This is a genomic window from Aquimarina sp. MMG015 (assembly GCF_018100855.1).
GTDB classification, from domain to species: domain Bacteria; phylum Bacteroidota; class Bacteroidia; order Flavobacteriales; family Flavobacteriaceae; genus Aquimarina; species Aquimarina latercula.
The window spans coordinates 241648-260513 of record NZ_JAGJEB010000006.1; the positions used below are offsets into that span (position 1 = coordinate 241648).

Consider the following 18866-nt stretch of genomic DNA (forward strand, 5'->3'; position numbering starts at 1 on the left):
AGAAAACCCATGTATACTAGAAATGTTATTTGCAATTATTTAGTACATTAGTAAATAACTATAGCATATATAACAACAACTTGAAACCAATAACGACCATCAATGATGTCATCGACTCTTTAGATGATATTATTAAAACATCACAATTTGATAATAGTCCCTTAGGATATTTTGCCGCGTTGTATAGACGGGTAACTATTAAGGTAAAAGAAGGAATTGAAAATGATTTTTTTGATGACGGTCCTAGGATGGAAAAACTTGATATCATTTTTGCTAGTAGATACTTAGATGCCTATTTTTCTTATAGAGATGATAAAGTAGTAACGACTTCTTGGAAAATAGCATTTGACTTGTCAAAAAATTATTGGCCTATAGTATTACAACATTTATTAATAGGAATGAATGCCCATATTAATTTGGACCTAGGAATAGCAGCTGCAGAAGTTTCCAAAGGCACAAATATTGAAAATCTTAAAGAAGATTTTGATAAAATAAATCAAATTCTTTCATCATTAGTAATTGAGATAGAAAATGATCTGGCAAGTATTTGGCCGACCCTTAAAAAAATCCTCAAATTGACTCGAAATGTTGATGATTTTTTAGTTGATTTCAGTATGGAATTAGCAAGAGATGGAGCATGGGAGTTTGCTAAACAAATTGCAATCACACCAAGTGATCAATTTATAGAAGTAATTAATCAAAGAGACCTTAAAGTAGCTGATAAAGCTTCAATAATTACAAACCCAGGTTTCGTGGCTAATATTATCTTGGGTATTATTAGAATAGGCGAACGAGGATCTGTTTCCAATAAAATTCTATATTTAATATCCTAAAACGCAGTTTTTTTGTTTTTCAAAGTCAATTTTGACTTTTTTAACATAATATGTAAGGAAAATTACTTTTTTATTTAATTTTTTCGCGATAAACATCTTAAATTTTTCTTATATTTTAATATTTTAGTTAAAAAAATGTGATAAAAACAACGCAAACGTTTGCGTGATTGTAATTTCTGTGATCCCTTGTTAAATCTTCATTTCTAGGGTTTTTATTTTTTATTATTGTTAAATAAATAGTGTTAAAAAAGAATATTCAATATAGTTTACCTTGTTTGTTTAATGATTTGGTAATTCGGTTCTTAATTTAGTAACATAATCATTAACTAAATTTAACACTATGAGAATGTTTGTCAAGTTTTTTGGAATTCTGTTATTAATTTTGTCATCATCTGCCTGCGAAACAGAAGAGTTAATTGTAGAAGATGCCGCTGATATACAAAATACAACAGATATAGATGCAAAGGCAGGACCTTGGGTTCGACAGTTTACTGATAACTTTAATTCTAATGGAAATTTAAATCAATGGGAGAGAACACATAATAGAGCGGATTATAATTCTAGTGTATGTAATTATAAAAATTGGAATTCAGAAATAGCTAGTCTTGATGGCAGTAGTTGTTTACGTCTTCAAGCATATAAAAAGAGCAATAATAATTATGAATCAGGTCATGTAAAATCTTATTTTAATTTTCACCCAGGAAATAACGAGGAATATAGAGTTAGAGCGAGAATTAAATTATTAGCTAAGAACGGTACTAATAGTTACAAAGGATTTTCGGAAACCTATGGTGCTTGGCCAGCGTTTTGGACAGTTAATGAAACGAATTGGCCTACACGTGGAGAGAGTGATATCATGGAAGGTTATTCTTTTGGCAATAGCGCAAGATTTGCTAGTAATTTATTTTATGGAGCAAATACCTCTCAAAATCAATTAGGTACCAGTGCGGAAAGAAGATATAATTTAGGAGAAGGATGGCATACTTACGAGCAGAGATGGATCAACAGAAATGGATGGGTTACTATTCAGGTCTATGTGGATGGGAATAGAGTTGCTAGTTATAATAATAATGTGGATAATGATCTAAGGCTTCAGAATTTCAAAAACCATAATATTATTTTAAATTTAAATATCGGTTCTGACACAGGTATTTTTAATAATTCTAGCATTAATATTTTCTGGAATACTTATATGTATGTAGATTATGTTCGTGTTGATAAGCGAACTATTTAAAAGTGTAGAGATCTTATACTAAACCATTACATCTTAATTAAAAGTAAAAAGCTGTCTCATGTTAACTTAGAGGCAGCTTTTTTAAGAATGATAATGTTTTGATTTTGTCTCAAAAAAGCCTAAAAAATATACACCACTTGGTTTAAAGTACTTCCACTGTTGTCAGAAATGTATACAATTACATTTATCTAGTTTTTTCTAACTCTCAGTTCTGACTGGCCCATACTTAAATAGAGAGTTTTTGGTTTTTGAATTTTTAGGCTTTTTGTTTTCTATTGAATTTGGCTAACTCAAATAAATTAAGAACTTCAATATTCTTTTTCAAAAATACATTATATGATGACTCTAATAAAGAGTTAAAGAACTGGTTTTGATAGGGGTATGTTACCCTTTGTTTTGTGATGATATCATAGATATATATCTTTACTTTGATAATCCTAAAAAAAATAAAAACTTAGTTCATGAATCATCAATTAATAATAAAAAGCTTGTTAAGAAATCAAAAGGTTTTCGAAGAACTATTAAGCGGTATTACAAAAGAAGAATATTTATGGAAAGACAGACCAAATCGTTGGTGTTTACTTGAGATAGTTTGTCATTTATATGATGAAGAAAAAGAAGATTTTAGAAAAAGAACAAAACATATATTAGATACTCCAGATAAAAATTTTGAGCCAATTGAACCCGAAGGTTGGGTGGCTAACAGAGCGTATATAAAACAAGATTATAATGTTGTTTTTAATAATTTTATCGAAGAACGAAAAGCATCTATTAATTGGTTGAATTCTTTGGAAAATACTAATTGGAACAATGTTTCAATACATCCCGACCTTGGAGAAATGACGGCAAAACAATTTCTTTCTAATTGGTTGGCACATGATTATTTACATTTTAAACAAATTGCAAAATTAAAATTAGATTATATTAAATACCTGTCTAAAGAAGATTTCTCTTATGCAGAGGGGTATTAGGTGTATATTCTAAAAAGATTTCGAAAAATATAGCCCAACACTATCACCAGTAAATTGTGGAGCAAATGCTATATCCTCTACATTTTTAAATGGGTTCCAAGAAATAAGATGTTCATAATGGTATACTAATCGCGTAGTTAAGATTCCTATTCCGGCTCCCACAAGTACATCAGAGAGATAGTGTTTATTGTTCATCATTCTTAAGCTACCAGTGGTAATTGCAAAAATATATCCACTATAAGCTAATAAAGGACTGCTATCGATGAATTCTTCATATAGGACAGCAGCAGAAACAAAAGCCATAGAAGTATGTCCTGATGGAAATGAGTTTAATTGGGTAGGATCTCCTGGCCGTGCCTTATCAACCTCTTTTTTTAAGACTGTAGTAGCTGCACTGGTTACTAAAGAAGAGATTAAAAGGTTTTTAGTTTGATCGAACCAATGATTTCTTGATGCTACTCCAAAAATATCAGCAGCATACATTTGCACTATAGGGGCGTACCTTGTGTAATCATCAATGTTTAAATAAAAATTATTACCTGTGTAACCTCTAATGTCTTTTTGTAATGATTTTTCAAAATCACTAGTTGATAAAAGAATTCCAGAAGCAATTAAAGTAAAGGGTATTACTCTTTTTGTAAATAGATTTCTTTTTTGTTTTTTACGTTCAGTTTGTTTAGAAGTCTTGAAATCAACTTTAGTAGCTGGTGCTTCTGTAAATTGGGCATTGGTGGTGTTTATATATAGACATACCAATAGTAGTAGGTTAATACTAATCTTCATAGAATATTTTTTTAGGGCTCTTTTTGATTTGGGATCAAAAGCATTGAAATATACTATTTTAATATTAAAAAAATGTTAAATTAGATGAAGCTATTATTAATTTTTGGCAACTAATACTAATAACGGGTTAGTTTGTAATGTGCTTAAAAACAGTGTTTAAAGGTGGTTTCGTGTTTTTTGAAGAGTCATGAGTATTGTTGTAAGGTATTAAATTTCATTTCAAATAAACAAAACCGATATTAGCTATTGACTTTTATAGGATTCCTTTAAAAAAGGCTTATATTTGCACGCAATTAAATCTTAATTGCGATGACAGCACACGAATCCAAAATCGTTGGAGAAGGACTTACATATGATGATGTACTTTTAGTCCCTGCATTTTCCGAAGTACTACCACGAGAAGTAAGTATCCAAACAAAATTTACAAGAAATATAACGATTAACGTTCCTATAGTTTCTGCGGCTATGGATACCGTTACAGAAAGCCGTATGGCAATTGCTATGGCGCAAGAAGGTGGAATTGGTGTATTGCACAAAAATATGACCATTCAGGAACAAGCTATGAAAGTTCGAAAGGTAAAAAGGGCAGAAAGTGGGATGATTATAGATCCTGTTACATTACCATTAGATGCAAAAGTTATTGATGCTAAAAATAATATGCGAGAGCATAGTATTGGAGGAATTCCTATAGTAGATGATAATAATAAGTTGTTAGGAATAGTTACTAATAGAGATTTACGTTTCGAGAAAAATAATGAACGACCTATATCAGAAGTGATGACTAGCGAAAACCTAGTTACTGTTGGAGAAGGAACATCATTACAGGAAGCAGAAGTTATATTACAAGATAATAAAATTGAAAAATTACCAGTAGTAAATGATGATAATACCTTAGTGGGATTAATAACTTTTAGAGATATTACAAAACTAACGCTAAAACCAAGTGCTAATAAAGATAGTTTAGGACGTCTTCGTGTAGCTGCTGCTATTGGAGTAACGGGTGATGCGGTGGATCGTGCAGAGGCTTTAGTTGGTGCTGGAGTAGATGCGGTGGTAATTGATACAGCTCATGGACATACTAAAGGAGTAGTTTCTGTTCTAAAAGAAGTGAAAAAGAAGTTTCCTGAATTAGATGTAATTGTTGGTAATATTGCAACAGGAGAGGCTGCAAAATATTTAGTAGAAGCTGGAGCTGATGCGGTAAAAGTTGGAATTGGACCAGGCTCTATCTGTACGACTAGAGTTGTTGCTGGAGTAGGTTTTCCACAGTTTTCAGCAGTTTTAGAAGTTGCTTCTGCAATTAAAGGATCAGGTGTTCCTGTAATAGCGGATGGAGGAATTAGATATACTGGAGATATTCCTAAAGCAATTGCAGCTGGGGCAGATACAGTTATGTTAGGCTCTCTATTAGCAGGAACAAAAGAATCTCCTGGGGAAACAATTATTTACGAAGGAAGAAAATTTAAATCCTATCGCGGAATGGGGTCAGTAGAGGCAATGAAAAAAGGATCAAAAGATCGTTATTTTCAGGATGTAGAGGATGATATCAAAAAACTAGTTCCAGAAGGAATCGTTGGTCGTGTAGCGTATAAAGGAGAATTATATGAGAGTATTCATCAATTCGTTGGTGGATTGCGTGCTGGTATGGGATATTGTGGTTCTAAAAATATTAAAACGCTACAGGATACAGGCCGTTTTGTGAAAATAACTGCTAGTGGTATCCATGAGAGTCATCCTCATGATGTTACTATTACTAAAGAAGCTCCTAATTATAGTAGGTAATAAAGTTTTAAATAAAGATATAAAAAAACGCTTCAAAATTATTTGAAGCGTTTTTTTATAATGTATTTTAATAGGTAAGATTACTGTACCGGAATTCCCAGTTTTGTCATTACCGTTTTAGTAAGATCAAATTTTGGATCTACATACGCTAATCCACTGCTTGTAATTGTTAGTACCTGTGTATATCCTTCTGCTTTGGCTACTTCTTCTAGCGCCTTTCCTATTTTAGTATATAATGGTTGTAATAATTTATTTTGCTCTAGTTGTACTAGTTGTGAACCGTTTTGGCGAAATTTAGCAATGTCATTTTCTACAGCAATGATTTCTTCTTGCTTAGTTTTTTTCATAGGTTCAGTCATTGTTGCTTCACCCTCCTGATAAGCTTTTACTTTTGCCTGATAATCATCAACTTTTACTTTTAAGTCAGCTTCTAATTTGGTGTTATATGCTTTCAGGTCTTCTTGAACTTTTGTTAATTCAGGCATTTTAGACAAAATAAAATCACTATCGATTGTTCCTACTTTAGATTGTGCTATTGCTTGTGCACTAATAAATAATACTAGTATTGGTAATAATATATTTTTCATTATAACTTTTTTTCTTTAATTTTTGATTTAGAATTTTTGCAAATATATAAGGTCTAAGGCAATATACGTGCCAAGACAAAAAAAAATAAAAATCTATTCTTGAAACAATTGACCACGATGTGGTTTTAAGGCATCTCTGACTTTTTTCATTTCGGAGTCGGTTACTACCATATAAGCAATACAGTGAAACTCGTTAATGTCTTGATAACCAGTGTTTTTTACAGATAACCCTTCAGAAGTAATGTATTCATTAAGGTGAATCACATGGTGTTGTGCCGTTTTATTTGCTACAGGACCTCTAAAATCCCAAATAAGCTTTAATTTTCTTTCCAAATTTTATAGTTAAGGTTGTTGTAAAATATATATTTTTCGAATTTGAAGTGTTTTTTTCTTTCTGATATATTTATATTGGTTAAATATGGGGGCAATATATATAGAACACTAAAATTTTAAAAACTATTTAATACTATATTATGGTAATGATTCGTTAGAATAAAGAGCTTGTAAAACGCTTTAATATTGTTATTTTTGTCCGATTTGGGACTTTATTTAGAGAACTATGCACAAAAAATCTATCGTACTGTTTTTAGCAGTCATCTTTTGCACCTTAATATATGGTCAAGAAAAAGACCCTGTATTACTTACCATTAATAATTCACCTGTATACAGATCAGAGTTTAAAAGAGTATATCTTAAAAATATTGATTTGGTAAAGGATGAATCCCAAAAAGATATTGATGAATATCTACAACTGTTTATAAACTATAAATTAAAGTTAGAAGAAGCTAAAGAACAAGGTCTAGATAAAAAAGAATCTTACATTAAAGAACTAGAGGGGTATAAGAAACAACTTTCATCTGGATATCTTACAGATACAGATGCATCTGATGCTTTGGTAAAAGAAGCCTACGATCGTTTACAAGAAAGAGTAAATGCAAGTCATATACTGGTACAGGTTAAACCTAATGCATCTCCAAAAGATACATTGCAAGCTTATCAGAAAATAATAGAGGCAAGGAATAAAATAATTAATGGAGCTGATTTTAAAGAAACAGCTTTTGAGTATAGTGAAGATCCTTCAGCCAAAAAAAATGGAGGTGATTTAGGCTGGTTTTCTGCGTTTAGAATGGTGTATCCGTTCGAACAAGCTGCTTTTACAACTAAGGTAGGGAATGTTTCAGAACCTTTTAAAACTCGTTTTGGGTATCACATCGTAAAAGTTAATAAAAAAGAAAAAACTTTAGGAGAGGTTACAGTTGCTCATATTATGGTAGCCTTTAATAAGGACAGAACGGAAAATGAAGCAGAAAAAAGAATCAATGAGATCAAGACGCAATTGCAAGCTGGTACTTCATTTGAATCACTTGCAAAACAGTATAGTGATGATCGCAATACTGCTGTAAACGGTGGTAAGATTAATCGTTTTGGTAGAGGAGCTCTAAATTCAGAAGATTTTGAGAAAGTAGCTTTTGCTTTAAAATCTTCGGGAGAATTGTCAAAACCTGTAAAAACGAAGTATGGCTGGCATCTTATCAAACTATTAGAAAAACATCCACCCAAGACTTTTGATGAACTGAAAGGAGAACTTACTCAGAGAATTAAAAAGGATAGTAGATCTCAACTTATTACAAAATCATTTATAAATTCTTTAAAAGAGAAATATGGTGTAAAAAGAAATGAAGAAGCAATATCTTATTTCGAAAAGAATGTGCCGTCAACTATTTTTAATGAAAAATGGAATATTCCAACGAGTGATAAAAATTTAACTAATTCTATTTTTTCTATAGGTAAAGAGAGTTTTACTTATTTAGACTTTGCAAAATTTATACAACAAAAAGGAACTCGTAAAACGAAAACAAAAGATATCTCTTTGTTTATAGAAAATGTGTATAATGATTATGAATCAGCTAAGTTACTCCAGTACTATGAAGAGCATTTAGAAGAAGATAATCAAGATTTTGCAAATGTAGTTTCGGAATATAGAGATGGATTATTGCTATTTGATCTTATGGAATCTAAGATTTGGAATGCTGCTAAGGTTGATTCTGTAGGGCTTCAAGAATTTTATGCATCTAGAAAAGAAACCTATATAAAAGAAGAAAGTTATAAAGTGATAAAAGCTTCTTCGTCTAATAAAGAACTAATAGATAATGTGAAAGCGAAAATTGAAAAGGCCAATAGTATTGAGCAAATTAAAAAGGAGGTGAATATTTCAGACTCCAATACGGTACTTTTTACAGAAGAAGAGTTAACTAAGGATATAGATGAGTTAGCAGATAAATTTTCTGGTAATAATGGAGAAGTGGTCGTTGTTAATGAGGATGATTATATAACCCTGATTAAAGTAGTAGAAGTACTACCTTCAAGGGTGAAAACCTTTGATGAAACAAAAGGTAAGGTTATTAATGACTTTCAGGAAGACCTAGAAAAGCAATGGCTTAGTGAACTTAGAAAGAAATATTCTATAGAATTAAATAAAAAGACGTTAAAACAAATCAAAAAAGAATTATCTATCTAAATGCGATATATCTCTAACATACTATTGTTTTTTGTTTTAGTTTCTTGCGGAAATATAAATCGAAACGCAAACAGAGAAGTGGTAGCAAGAGTTAATGAGACATATCTCTATAAAGATGCTATAAAAGACCTGGTTCCTAATGGTACCGCAGCAGAAGACAGTTTAAATATAGTAAACAACTATATCAATATATGGGCAACTAAACAATTGTTTATAGACCAATCAAAAAGGAATCTTACGGAAATAGAACTTCAGGAATTTGATAATTTAGTAGAGGATTATAAAAGTACTTTATATATCAATGCTTATAAAGATGCTGTAATCAACAAATCCATTAATATGGAGGTTACCAAAGATGATATGACGTCTTATTATTCAGAAAATTTAGAAAATTTTATTCTTAATGAAGAGTTGGTAAAGCTACGTTACTTACATTTGCCACCTGATTATAAAAATATTGTTGCAACGCAAACACGTTTTAATCGTTTTAATGAAGAGGATCATGAAGAACTACTTGGTAAAAAAATAGAGTTTGCTACATTTTCCTTTAATGATTCAGTTTGGGTTCAGTTTGATCAGGTATTAAATAAAATCCCTGTTCTTAAGAATCAAGACAGGAACAAGATCTTAAAAGATGGTAAGTATGTTCAGTTGCGAGACTCTTTGGGAGTGTATATGATTAAAATAAAAAAAGTGCTTAAGAAAAAAGAAACAGCACCTTTAGATTATATAAAGCCAACAATACGACAAATCATATTGAATAAAAGAAAGCGAGAGCTGATAAAAAAATTAGAAAAGGATATCACGAAAGATGCAATTAAAAACAAACAATTTGAAATATATAATTAAGAATACTATTTGTATTGCTGTATTGCTATTATGTAGCACTGGTGCTCAGATCTATGCTCAGGAAATTATAGAAGATGTTAAAAAAGAGGTTGAGAAGAAAGAAGATTCTGTAAAATCATTTCAAAAGATTAAAATCGATGGAGTTGCAGCTGTAATAGGAGAATATGTAATATTAGAGAGTGATATTACAATTGCTTATCAGCAATTGATAAGTGAAGGAGTTTCTGCTGCAGATGTTAGTCGTTGCGAATTAGCAGGAAGCTTGTTTGAGAACAAATTATATGCTCACCATGCGGTACAAGATAGTGTTATTGTATCTGATGCTGAGGTGAATTCTATGGTAGATCAGCAACTGAGTTATATGACAAGAGAACTGGGAACAATAGATAAAGTTTTAAAATTCTATAGAAAAGAAAGTGAAGCAGATTTTAGAAAAGAACTTTTTGAAATTAATAAAGGAAATAGACTAGCAGAACAAATGCGTTCTAAGATAGTAGAAGATGTAGAGATTACACCAGAAGAAGTAAGAGAGTTTTTTGATGAAATCCCTGAAGATGAAAGACCTCTTTTTGGTACAGAATTAGAACTTGCTCAGATAGTAATAGACCCTAAAATTCCAGATGAAGAAGAGCAAAAAGTAGTTGATAGGTTAAAGCAATTTAGAACTGATATCGTAGAGAATGGAAGTAGTTTTGCTACTAAAGCGGTTTTATATTCTCAAGATCCTGGGTCGAAATCAAAAGGAGGGAAATACACGTTAAATAGACAAACTCCTTTTGCTAAAGAGTTTAAGGACGTAGCCTTTAGTTTGCAGGTTGGTGAGGTTAGTGAACCTTTCAAGACGGATTTTGGTTGGCATATCATACAGTTAGATAAAATTAGAGGAGAAGAAATAGATGTTAGACATATTTTATTGATTCCGGATGTTACAAGAGAAAGTGTAGAGGTAGCGCAAAAACTTGTGGATTCTGTTCGTGCAGCAGTAGTTTCTGGAACTATTGGTTTTAAGGAAGCTGCTAGAAAATTTAGTAATGAAAAAGAGACGAAAGAAGATGGAGGACAATTATTAAATCCTACAACAGGTGATACACGTTTTGAACTTACCAAAATTGATCCTATATTGTACGATCAAGTATCAAAATTAAAAACGAATGAAGTTTCGTTAGTAATACCAGACCAAGATCGTCAAGGCCGTAAAAAGTTTAAATTAATCACCGTATTAAATCGTTTTGATGAACATATAGCAGATTACTCTAAAGATTATTTAAAAATACAGGAACTTGCTCTTAGGAAAAAACAAATAGAAGCAATACGAGCTTGGCAGGAAGAAAAAATTAATGATACTTATATAAAAATTAATGGAGAGTACAGAGACTGTGAGTTTAGCGGTAACTGGTTAAAAAAAGAAAAATAATATGTCTGACGTTGCAGCAGTAGAAAAACTGGTAAGCAAACATACCGAACTCAAAAAAGAAATAGCAAAAATAATCATAGGTCAGGAAGAAGTAATCGATCAGATACTGATTGCTGTATTTTCTGGAGGTCATGCTTTATTGATAGGTGTTCCAGGATTAGCAAAAACACTAATGGTTAATACCATTTCCAAAGCTTTAGGATTGGATTTCAAAAGAATTCAATTTACTCCAGATTTGATGCCAAGTGATATATTAGGAAGTGAAATCTTAGACGAGTCCAGACATTTTAAATTTATCAAAGGCCCAGTGTTTTCTAATATTATTTTGGCAGATGAGATTAATAGAACTCCACCAAAAACACAGGCAGCCTTATTAGAGGCGATGCAAGAAAGAGCTGTAACAGTTGCAGGTCATCATTATAAACTAGATTTACCATATTTTGTATTAGCTACACAAAATCCTATTGAGCAAGAAGGGACTTATCCATTACCAGAGGCTCAATTGGATAGATTTATGTTTGCTATCGAATTAAAATATCCTAGTTTTCAAGAAGAAGTAGAAGTTGTAAAAAGCACTACAGGAGATACTTCTGCAACAATTAATGCCTTGTTTACTGCCCAAGAAATTATCGATTTTCAGCAATTGATTCGTCGTATACCTGTAGCTGATAATGTAGTAGAATATGCAGTATCTATGGTTTCTAAAACTAGGCCTAATGGAGAATCTGCAACGGATTTAGTTAAAAGCTATATAGATTGGGGTGCTGGTCCAAGAGCATCACAAAATCTAATTTTGGCAGCAAAAGCAAATGCAGCCGTAAAAGGTAAGTTTTCTCCAGATATAGAGGATGTGCAAGCTGTGGCTATGGGGATATTACGTCACCGTATGATTAAAAACTATAAAGCCGAAGCAGAAGGAGTAAGTATTGAGGATATTATTCAAAGCTTATTCTAATCATTAAACCAATTTCTTAGTTTAAGAAGAATCAATTTTTATTTAATAAAAAAAGAAAAGCCCATTCAAGTAGGAAATGGGCTTTTGCAATTATGAACAATTGAATTTTTGGGTAATGAATACTTGGGGAAAATCATCACCAGATATCTTCAATTTCAGTGCGCGAAAATAATAGAATAAGGGGAAATAACCCCGTTTTTAACATTTCTTTAATCCACTTTTAAGGGTTTGTAAAGAAATCATAAAGCCTGAGTTAAAATCTTTTAACCTCAATAGAGTAATTGAGGTTGTTGATTAATGTTTTCATTAACTTATAGAGGTAGAATTCTAAATAACTTTGTTTTTTTTATCTAAATAATTAAACCTTTTTTATTTCTGCGAGTCTTACTATTGAACGTTCATTAAAATAAAGTTGAATAATTAAGAAAAATAGATAGATGAAAAATAGTATAACCTACATAATGATTATGTTTTTGGGAGCATTTACGATGTTTGCCCAGTCGGAAGATGTAAGTGATAGACGTGAGAAACATAAAGAGCAAAGAGAGTTAAGAAAAGAATTTAATGAAAGCCTTTCAGAAGATCAAAAAGCTCAATTAGAGTATCAAAGAGAGTTGCATAAAGAACACAGAAAGGCATTTAAAGATACTTATACGGAAGAACAATTACAGATTGTAAAGAATGAAGACCTTTCTAGAAAAGGAAAACGTAAAGCCTTAAATCCTACGTTAAGTGATGAGCAAAAAAGCCTTAAAAATAAACAAAAAGAGGAAATGAAAGCTGCTAAAAGCAAGTTTGAATCATCTCTTAATGATGAACAATTAGAGAAATATAAAAAGGTAAAAAAGAAAGGTCATAGAAAAGGGAAGAAAGGACGTAAAGGTCATAACAGAAAAAAAAGCGATAAAGAAGAAAATTAAATTTAGTTTATTTTGTGTAGAAAGAGTGAAGTTGCTAAAACTTCACTCTTTTTTTGTTTTTATGTTAAAATTGATGGTTTTTAAATCAATAACTTAACAAATTACTACAACGTTTTCGTAATTCTTAAAGAAGTCAATTAAAATATTAGATATTTTTTTATGTGATTACCATTTTAACAGTTCTAAAATTGATGATTTAATCAAATAAAAGCGGTATTTTTTTTAAAAATGTAAAAAAGGGTTATTAACGCCATTCATTTAATAAAATCCCTTAAAATTCGTATTTTCGTCGGACTTTTCAATACACATTATATAGCAATATTGTTCTCAATATCGATATGATAAAGAAAGATGTAGGTCTAAGTTATAGAAACACAAAATACTGTTTCTTAATCAAGAATATATCTTTACTATTATTTTAGAAAATTATCACGATATTTTTTTGAGAAACTTGAGATAAATAAGAATATTGAAAAGATGTAAGGACTACCATAATTTCACTACCTAATGTATAGCTTGTCATTATGTAACAATATATAATAGGATTTTTCTATTATTGGCGGGTAGGAGAAATTTATCGTTTTCCAAACATTTGTATTAAACCAGGAAAGAATTCTATTACGTACTATGAACATTTACAATAATTACATTAGGGAAATCGAAGAAAGGAAATCCCTTGGGTTACACCCTAAGCCAATCGATGGAGCAGAGTTATTAAGTGAAATTATTTCACAAATTAAGGATAATGATAATGCACATCGTGATGACTCCCTTAACTTTTTTATCTACAATGTTTTGCCAGGAACCACAAGTGCTGCTGGTGTAAAAGCTCAGTTTTTAAAAGAAATTATTTTAGGTAAAGAAGTCGTTAAAGAAATTACTCCTGCTTTTGCTTTTGAGCAATTATCTCATATGAAAGGTGGACCTTCTGTAGAGGTATTGTTAGATTTAGCTTTAGGTGATGAAACTGCAATAGCTAATGAAGCTGCTAAAGTATTAAAAACGCAAGTTTTCTTATACGAGGCAGATACAGAACAATTAGAAAAGGCGTATAAAGCAGGCAATACTATTGCTAAAGAATTAATAGAGAGCTATGCTCAAGCAGAGTTTTTTACAAAGTTACCAGACGTAGAAGAAGAAATAGAGATTGTAACTTTTGTTGCGGGAATAGGTGATATTTCTACAGATTTATTATCTCCTGGAGCGGATGCGCATTCAAGATCAGATCGTGAATTACACGGTCAGTGTATGTTTGAGCATAATAAAGATATGCAAAATGAATTATTAGCTTTAAAAGAACAACACCCAGATAAGCGTGTGATGTTGATTGCTGATAAAGGAACAATGGGAGTAGGATCTTCAAGAATGTCAGGTGTAAATAATGTGGCGTTATGGACAGGTATTTCTTCTAGCCCATATGTACCATTTATTAATATTGCTCCAGTAATTGCTGGTACGAATGGTATTGCGCCAATATTCTTAACAACTGTTGGAGTAACTGGTGGTATTGGTATTGATTTAAAGAACTGGGTAAAGCAAAAAGATGCAGAAGGAAATACAATTGTAGATGAAGATGGTGAAGCAATCTTAAAAGAAGAGTATTCTGTAGCTACAGGTACCGTTCTTACAATAAATACAAAAACAAAGAAATTATATAACGGAGACAAAGAGTTAAAAGATATCTCAACTGCGTTAACACCACCAAAAATGGAGTTTATTAAAGCAGGAGGTTCTTATGCTGTTGTTTTCGGTAAGAAATTACAAACATTTGCTTGTAAAGTTTTAGGAATAAATGTTCCTCAAGTATATGCAGCTTCCAAAGAAGTTTCTGTGGAAGGACAAGGTTTAACTGCTGTTGAGAAAATTTTTAACAGAAATGCAGTAGGAACCACGCCAGGTAAAACATTACATGCAGGTTCAAATGTTAGAGTTGAAGTAAACATTGTAGGTTCTCAAGATACTACGGGTTTAATGACTTCTCAAGAATTAGAGATGATGGCTGCTACAGTAATCTCTCCAATTGTTGATGCTGGTTACCAATCAGGATGTCATACAGCTTCAGTTTGGGATGATAAATCCAAAGCTAATATTCCGAGATTAATGAAGTTTATGAATGACTTCGGATTAGTTACAGCACGTCATCCAGAAGGAAAGTATCATGCAATGACTGATGTAATTCATAAGGTATTAAATGATATAGCGGTAGATGATTGGGATGTAATCATAGGTGGAGATTCACACACACGTATGGCAAAAGGAGTTGCTTTTGGAGCGGATTCAGGAACAGTTGCTTTAGCATTAGCTACAGGAGAAGCTACTATGCCAATTCCAGAGTCTGTAAAGGTTACTTTTAAAGGAGAAATGAAACCTTATATGGATTTCCGTGATGTAGTTCATGCTACTCAAGAGCAGATGTTAAATCAGTTTGAAGGCGAGAATGTTTTCCAAGGAAAAATTATTGAAGTACATATCGGTACTTTAACTTCTGATCAAGCATTTACATTTACAGATTGGACCGCTGAAATGAAAGCAAAAGCATCTATCTGTATTTCTGAAGATGATACATTAATCGAATCCTTAGAAATCTCTAGAGATCGTATACAAATTATGATTGATAAGGGTATGGATAACCCAAAGCAGGATCTTAAAGGATTAGTTGATAAAGCAAATAATCGTATTACGGAAATTAAAACTGGAACTAAATCGGCATTAAAGCCAGATGCAGACGCTAAATATTATCAAGAAGTTGTTATTGATTTAGATAAGATCGTAGAGCCAATGATAGCTGATCCAGATGTAAATAATGAAGATGTATCTAAGCGTTATACGCATGATAATATTCAACCATTGTCCTTTTACGGAGGAACTAAGAAAGTAGATTTAGGTTTCATAGGATCTTGTATGATTCATAAGGGAGATATGAAAATTTTAGCTCAAATGTTAAAGAACATTGAGAAACAACAAGGAGAAGTTGTATTTAATGCACCTTTAGTTGTTGCTCCTCCAACATATAATATTGTTGATGAGTTAAAAGCAGAAGGTGATTGGGATGTTTTAGTTAAATATTCTGGTTTTGAGTTTGATGATAGTGCGCCAAAAGGTTTAGCACGTACAAAGTATGAGAATATGTTATACTTAGAACGTCCTGGATGTAATTTATGTATGGGTAACCAAGAAAAAGCGGAGCCAGGAGATACAGTGATGGCTACTTCTACACGTTTATTCCAAGGAAGAGTTGTTAGAGATTCTGATGGCAAAAAAGGAGAATCTTTGTTGTCTTCTACGCCAGTAGTAGTTTTATCTACAATTTTAGGTAGAACACCAACCATGGAAGAATATGAAGCTGCTGTTGATGGTATTGTATTGACTAAGTTTAAACCATCTCAGAAGCAATTAGTTATGTAATTAAAAATATATAATAGTTTAAAAGCCTTAATACGAATTGTTGTATTAAGGCTTTTTTGGTTTTAGTTAAAGATATTTTTTGATATATGAGATAAACTTTTTAATGAAAATAGACAGTTTAGGGAATCAAGTTTAAAATTGATTGTTTGCAATCGATATTATGTGCAGGTTATTCTTAGTTTGTATAATACTTGTTTTTAGTGCAATAGAATATTTTTTATAATCATTCTATATTCTCAATACTCTTTTCGTAGTCATTCGATATTTCGTATCTTGGAATACTTAAAAAAGAATAACGAAAACACATAAAACACAACTATATGGCATTCGATATCGATATGATAAAAAAGGTGTATGCTCAAGTTGCCGAAAGAGTAGATGCTGCTCGCGAAGTAACAGGAAAACCTTTAACATTAGCAGAGAAAATTTTGTACTCACATCTTTGGGATGGTAAAAGTAAAACAGCATTTACTAGAGGTAAGGATTATGTTGATTTTGCTCCAGACCGTATTGCTTGTCAAGATGCAACTGCTCAGATGGCTTTATTGCAATTTATGCAAGCTGGAAAAAAGAAAGTTGCAGTTCCAACGACGGTACATTGTGATCATTTAATTCAGGCTAAAGTTGGTGCTGATAAAGATTTACAATCAGCAATGAATACCAGTAGTGAAGTATTTAATTTCTTAGAATCGGTATCTGATAAGTATGGTATTGGTTTTTGGAAACCTGGAGCTGGAATTATACATCAGGTAGTTTTAGAGAATTATGCATTCCCTGGAGGTATGATGATTGGTACTGATTCTCATACGGTAAATGCAGGAGGATTAGGAATGGTAGCAATTGGTGTAGGTGGAGCTGATGCTGTAGATGTAATGGCAGGAATGCCTTGGGAATTAAAATTTCCTAAATTAATAGGTGTTAAACTAACTGGTAAATTATCTGGTTGGACAGCACCAAAAGATGTGATTCTAAAAGTAGCCGAAATTCTTACTGTAAAAGGTGGAACTGATGCTATTGTAGAATATTTTGGCCCAGGAGCAACTTCAATGTCATGTACAGGAAAAGGAACTATTTGTAATATGGGTGCCGAAATTGGTGCTACAACATCTACATTTGGGTATGATGAATCAATGGAGCGTTATTTACGAGCTACAGAAAGAGCTGAAGTAGCAGATGCCGCTAATAAAGTAAAAGAACATTTAACTGCAGATCCAGAAGTATATGCAAATCCTGAGCAATATTTTGATCAGGTTATAGAAATTAATCTGTCAGAATTAGGACCATTATTAAATGGGCCATTTACACCAGATTTATCAACTGAGGTTGGTACGAGTATGACAGAGAAAGCAAAAGCGAATGATTGGCCATTACAGGTAGAATGGGGGCTAATAGGTTCTTGTACCAATTCTTCGTATGAAGATTTATCACGTGCTTCTTCTATTGCGCAACAAGCATTGGATAAAGGTCTAAAAATGAAGTCAGAATTAGGAATCAATCCAGGTTCTGAACAGGTACGGTATACAGCAGAGAGAGATGGCATTCTTGGAATATTCGAAAAATTGGATGCTAAAATCTTTACTAATGCTTGTGGACCTTGTATCGGGCAGTGGGCAAGATATAGTGATCCTAAAAATGCTCCGAAGAATAGTATCGTTCATTCTTTTAATAGAAACTTTGCGAAACGTGCAGATGGAAACCCGAATACACATGCTTTTGTAGCATCTCCTGAATTAACTGCTGCTATTGCTGTTTCTGGACGTTTAGATTTTAATCCATTAACAGATAAGTTGCTAAATGAAGATGGACAAGAAGTAATGTTTGATGAACCAACTGGATGGGAGTTACCTCCTAAAGGTTTTGAAGTGGAAGATGCGGGATATTTAGCGCCGGTAGAAGATGGTAGTGGAGTGCAAGTTAATGTAAGTCCAACATCAGAAAGGCTTCAGTTATTAACTCCTTTTGAACCAATAGGTGATGAAATAAAAGGAGCAAAGCTATTAATCAAAGCTTTCGGAAAATGTACTACAGATCATATTTCTATGGCAGGTCCTTGGTTGCGTTATAGAGGACACTTAGATAATATATCCAATAACTGTTTAATAGGTGCTGTTAATGCTTTTGGAAAAAAGACAAACTTTGTTAAAAATCAATTAGATGGAGAATTTGGTGGTGTGCCAGATACAGCAAGAGCGTATAAAGCTGCGGGTGTTCCTACAATCGTAGTAGGAGATCATAATTATGGAGAAGGTTCTTCTCGTGAACACGCCGCAATGGAACCAAGACATTTAGGTGTTGTTGCAGTAATTGTAAAATCATTTGCGCGTATCCATGAAACAAATCTTAAGAAACAAGGTATGTTAGGACTTACATTTGTAAATGAAGGAGATTACGATAAAATTCAGGAAGATGATACTATCAACTTCTTAGATTTAAATGCTTTTTCACCAGGAAAAACTTTAAATATAGAGTTTGTACATGCAGATGGTTCTAAAGATGTAATTGAAGTAAATCATACCTATAACGATTCTCAAATCGAATGGTTTAAAGAAGGTTCTGCTTTGAATTTAATAAAGAAACAAAACGCTTAAATTTTAGATTAATAATACAGACTATAT

The 18866-nt window shown here is 32.1% G+C and carries 14 protein-coding genes; 11 read left to right on the forward strand and 3 right to left on the reverse strand.

The features are described from left to right. The first annotated feature begins 80 nt into the window (after positions 1 to 80). The 3 genes from J8L88_RS13395 to J8L88_RS13405 all read left to right on the forward strand — a co-directional run bounded on the left by J8L88_RS13395 (position 81) and on the right by J8L88_RS13405 (position 3038). The gene (locus J8L88_RS13395; protein ID WP_118389949.1) at positions 81 to 833 is read left to right on the forward strand and encodes a DUF5995 family protein; all 753 of its coding nucleotides are present in this window, start codon (positions 81 to 83) and stop codon (positions 831 to 833) included. A 346-nt stretch (positions 834 to 1179) separates the two neighbouring features. Beyond that, entirely contained in the window at positions 1180 to 2067 is an 888-nt protein-coding gene (locus J8L88_RS13400; protein ID WP_211060963.1) for a glycoside hydrolase, read from the forward strand. Between the two features lie 461 nt (positions 2068 to 2528). After that, positions 2529 to 3038, forward strand: coding sequence for a DinB family protein (locus J8L88_RS13405; RefSeq protein ID WP_211060964.1), 510 nt, complete (start codon positions 2529 to 2531; stop codon positions 3036 to 3038). 9 nt (positions 3039 to 3047) lie between these two features. On the opposite strand, the gene J8L88_RS13410 is transcribed toward J8L88_RS13405, so the two are convergent. Then, positions 3048 to 3821, reverse strand: coding sequence for a phosphatase PAP2 family protein (locus J8L88_RS13410; RefSeq protein ID WP_211060965.1), 774 nt, complete (start codon positions 3819 to 3821; stop codon positions 3048 to 3050). Positions 3822 to 4130: 309 nt separating this feature from the next. Between J8L88_RS13410 and guaB the strand changes: the two genes are divergently transcribed. Further along, a complete protein-coding gene (gene guaB, locus J8L88_RS13415) occupies positions 4131 to 5603 on the forward strand; it encodes an IMP dehydrogenase (protein ID WP_027395569.1) in 1473 nt (490 codons plus the stop codon). A gap of 80 nt (positions 5604 to 5683) precedes the next feature. Here guaB and J8L88_RS13420 read toward each other — a convergent pair whose 3' ends face one another. Together J8L88_RS13420 and J8L88_RS13425 are read right to left on the reverse strand one after the other, a co-directional pair. Next, entirely contained in the window at positions 5684 to 6190 is a 507-nt protein-coding gene (locus tag J8L88_RS13420) for an OmpH family outer membrane protein (protein ID WP_027395570.1), read from the reverse strand. A 93-nt stretch (positions 6191 to 6283) separates the two neighbouring features. Continuing rightward, the gene (locus tag J8L88_RS13425; protein WP_211060966.1) at positions 6284 to 6523 is read right to left on the reverse strand and encodes a hypothetical protein; all 240 of its coding nucleotides are present in this window, start codon (positions 6521 to 6523) and stop codon (positions 6284 to 6286) included. 226 nt (positions 6524 to 6749) lie between these two features. Here J8L88_RS13425 and J8L88_RS13430 point away from each other — a divergent pair, with 226 nt between their 5' ends. From J8L88_RS13430 to J8L88_RS13460, 7 genes are all read left to right on the forward strand, one after another. Then, on the forward strand, positions 6750 to 8708 hold the full coding sequence (locus J8L88_RS13430) for a peptidylprolyl isomerase (RefSeq protein WP_211060967.1): 1959 nt from the start codon (positions 6750 to 6752) through the stop codon (positions 8706 to 8708). After that, positions 8709 to 9557 (forward strand): hypothetical protein, encoded by an 849-nt coding sequence (locus tag J8L88_RS13435; RefSeq protein ID WP_027395573.1) that lies wholly within the window; start codon positions 8709 to 8711, stop codon positions 9555 to 9557. Continuing rightward, positions 9541 to 10971: a peptidylprolyl isomerase gene (locus J8L88_RS13440; RefSeq protein ID WP_371813665.1), complete on the forward strand. Its 1431-nt coding sequence runs from the start codon at positions 9541 to 9543 to the stop codon at positions 10969 to 10971. Before J8L88_RS13435 ends, J8L88_RS13440 begins: the two co-directional genes overlap by 17 nt. A gap of 1 nt (position 10972) precedes the next feature. Next, entirely contained in the window at positions 10973 to 11926 is a 954-nt protein-coding gene (locus J8L88_RS13445) for a MoxR family ATPase (RefSeq protein ID WP_027395575.1), read from the forward strand. A gap of 437 nt (positions 11927 to 12363) precedes the next feature. Beyond that, positions 12364 to 12846, forward strand: a complete 483-nt coding sequence (locus J8L88_RS13450; RefSeq protein ID WP_027395576.1) for a hypothetical protein — start codon at positions 12364 to 12366, stop codon at positions 12844 to 12846. A gap of 627 nt (positions 12847 to 13473) precedes the next feature. Continuing rightward, a complete protein-coding gene (locus J8L88_RS13455) occupies positions 13474 to 16251 on the forward strand; it encodes a bifunctional aconitate hydratase 2/2-methylisocitrate dehydratase (protein ID WP_027395577.1) in 2778 nt (925 codons plus the stop codon). Between the two features lie 320 nt (positions 16252 to 16571). Continuing rightward, a complete protein-coding gene (locus J8L88_RS13460; RefSeq protein WP_027395578.1) occupies positions 16572 to 18839 on the forward strand; it encodes an aconitate hydratase in 2268 nt (755 codons plus the stop codon). Positions 18840 to 18866: the final 27 nt, after the last annotated feature.

Bases quoted from the DNA above. Each gene is read 5' to 3' on its own strand.
- J8L88_RS13400 (WP_211060963.1), top strand. From the start codon at position 1,180: ATGTTTGTCAAGTTTTTTGGAATTCTGTTATTAATTTTGTCATCATCT.
- J8L88_RS13405 (WP_211060964.1), top strand. From the start codon at position 2,529: ATGAATCATCAATTAATAATAAAAAGCTTGTTAAGAAATCAAAAGGTT.
- J8L88_RS13410 (WP_211060965.1), bottom strand. From the start codon at position 3,821: ATGAAGATTAGTATTAACCTACTACTATTGGTATGTCTATATATAAAC.
- guaB (WP_027395569.1), top strand. From the start codon at position 4,131: ATGACAGCACACGAATCCAAAATCGTTGGAGAAGGACTTACATATGAT.
- J8L88_RS13420 (WP_027395570.1), bottom strand. From the start codon at position 6,190: ATGAAAAATATATTATTACCAATACTAGTATTATTTATTAGTGCACAA.
- J8L88_RS13430 (WP_211060967.1), top strand. From the start codon at position 6,750: ATGCACAAAAAATCTATCGTACTGTTTTTAGCAGTCATCTTTTGCACC.
- J8L88_RS13435 (WP_027395573.1), top strand. From the start codon at position 8,709: ATGCGATATATCTCTAACATACTATTGTTTTTTGTTTTAGTTTCTTGC.
- J8L88_RS13445 (WP_027395575.1), top strand. From the start codon at position 10,973: ATGTCTGACGTTGCAGCAGTAGAAAAACTGGTAAGCAAACATACCGAA.
- J8L88_RS13450 (WP_027395576.1), top strand. From the start codon at position 12,364: ATGAAAAATAGTATAACCTACATAATGATTATGTTTTTGGGAGCATTT.
- J8L88_RS13455 (WP_027395577.1), top strand. From the start codon at position 13,474: ATGAACATTTACAATAATTACATTAGGGAAATCGAAGAAAGGAAATCC.
- J8L88_RS13460 (WP_027395578.1), top strand. From the start codon at position 16,572: ATGGCATTCGATATCGATATGATAAAAAAGGTGTATGCTCAAGTTGCC.